Source organism: uncultured Muriicola sp. (assembly GCF_947258935.1).
GTDB lineage: Bacteria > Bacteroidota > Bacteroidia > Flavobacteriales > Flavobacteriaceae > Muriicola.
This window is the reverse complement of the sequence record NZ_CAMYKH010000144.1, coordinates 1-2,235: the sequence shown is the minus strand read 5'-3', so window position 1 is coordinate 2,235 and position 2,235 is coordinate 1. Positions and strand designations below refer to the sequence as shown.

The 2,235-nt window shown below is 38.1% G+C and carries 2 protein-coding genes; both read right to left on the bottom strand.

From position 1 onward, the window contains the following. Positions 1–28 precede the first annotated feature (28 nt). Positions 29–1,096: a hypothetical protein gene (locus tag Q0X72_RS13725; protein ID WP_297766567.1), complete on the bottom strand. Its 1,068-nt coding sequence runs from the start codon at positions 1,094–1,096 to the stop codon at positions 29–31. A 1-nt stretch (position 1,097) separates the two neighbouring features. Further along, a complete protein-coding gene (locus tag Q0X72_RS13720) occupies positions 1,098–1,727 on the bottom strand; it encodes a helix-turn-helix domain-containing protein (protein WP_297766564.1) in 630 nt (209 codons plus the stop codon). Positions 1,728–2,235: the final 508 nt, after the last annotated feature.

Genomic DNA, 2,235 nt, shown 5'->3' with positions numbered 1-2,235 from the left:
AAAAGAGGTTGTGTGATCCAGTAGTTTATTACTCTGGAATATCCAGTTCCAATGTTTGCATTTCCAAAGTTTTCTCGGGAACAAACCCTCTTTTATAAGTATCCATTCCTATATTTTCAGATCCGCCCAGACACATACGTTCCGTTCCTTCCTCCAGCATTCGTTCTGCACTTTTCACAGTTAGATAAGTTGCAAGGTTTGTAATCTCGAAATCTGTGACCTGAGATGCAAATAAGTTGGCGGCTCCGTGTCTTTGCTGGGGAGGCTCCCATATTGAAAAGCCTTTATTTACGCCATCAATTGAAACAATAAGCCCCCTTAAGTTCAAAGCAGGTTCATTATTGGCCATACTAACTAAATGTTGAAAGTACTCTGTGAATTTAATGTCATAGTTTTCATAGTGATTGGTATTGTCTTCCCAATTTTGGGAAAGGCTATCAATTAAAGAATGGTCCTTGCTAAAATCAATATCTCTAGTAAGGGCTGAGGATCTTCTGAATTTGTTCATAACCTGTCTTATACGACTATAATTTTTTCCTTTATGCTCTGTTAGGTCTTGGCAGTTAACGGTATGCAAAGGATACGTCCAGTCCAGTGTGTCTTCAATTTTTTGTCTAAAGCCGGTATCATTGTCGTTGATCAATGTTTTGCATAGATCGGAATTTGAAGAAACACGACCCAGTTGAAACCTTATTCCAGTTCCTCTTAGTTCTTCCACAAGTGAGTTAATGGCTTGTGCCGGGTTATGGCCAAAAGGAGGAAAGGCCAGAATCGTATTTTGAATATTCGGGTGTATACAAAACAAGAAGGTTGTGGGCTTTTTATCCTGATCTTCATTTTTGTATAGATATAAGCCTCGCCTGCCTGTTAGCGCATAATATGTAGGGGAAATATAATAAGGGTCATCCGAGGCAGCGGCAGAAAAAGCAGCTTTTAGAGTATTTAGATCAGATATTTTTACATCCGCCACATTTTCAAGAGTATTCAAACGCTTAACTAGGCGTCTCTCTTTTTCAGATGCTAAATTATCGTTTCCTACCTTATTAAACAAAATGAAGGCTACGTCGTTTTCATTACTCAGTGAATCATCATTCATTTTACTCAATGGCCTCACTGCTATCCCAAAGCATGTTAAAAAAGTTTCTCATACTTTCAGAGAAAAAAGGGTTATCAAGTAATAAAACTTTATTATGAGGCTGCCGTAGTGCTAAAGCAATTTTAGTGTCATAGATAAACACTGTATGTGGGCTAAAATAGTTTTGTGAAACTTTTCTGTACCATGATTTTGGGGCAATAAATTCTTGTTTATCTTCTCTAACAATAATGCGTTCTGAAATGCCAGCATTTTGTAACCTTTCAATATGCATTAAAGTATAATCATAATTTTCTTTTTCTTCAGGGGTGATTTCATCTATGCCTAATAAAAGTACCTCACCTTTTTGGGGTTTTAATGTATGAAAAATATCATCTTGTAAACGCCTTAAACAATCATCGCCTTCGGAAACAATAAGAGTGTCTTGAACTTTTTGTACGCCACCTTGTATGAAGTTAATTCCCATAGCTTCAAACGCCCCTGTAATGCGCATAATCGTGCTGGAGTTGGGTTTGTTTGTTCCGTTCTCGATCCGGGCAATTCCCGTCTGCGATAGGTTGGAATGATCCGCCAGATCTTTCTGGCTCCACCCTATAAGAGCGCGCGCCGCGCGTATTTGTTCTATCGTTGGCATCTCACCTAATCCTTAAGTCCCACAAAGTCACAGAAATATTGTATTCATATACAGCATATCTATGAAAAATGTAAAGCAGTTATGTCTATACCATAATATTAAATGCATTATATATAGCAAAGAAGATAAAAAATCATTACTTTTCTTGACATGAGCCGATTCGGATGTCACCATAAGACAATTCTCATGTAGATAATGTGTTTATTTTAGTCATAACGTGTCCCCACACGTTTTACTCGAGTAGGAAGGCCGGTACAGTGCTGTATCTGAGCATTCGTACCGGCTTTTTTTATCCTGTTCTTTTACATCCTTTCATAAAAAGGCTATGGTTTTTTTGGATTATTTTATCAAAGAGGCAATAGTTATGGAGCAAGCAAAAAAAAAGGAGGGCGCGCTGTGGATTCCGGTTGTAGTTGTCATTGCGATTGGGCTTGTGGCAGTTGCTTATATTTTAGGCTCAGGTTCAAAGAAACCCGAAAAACCTGAAGCTATAGTAAAACAAAGGCCT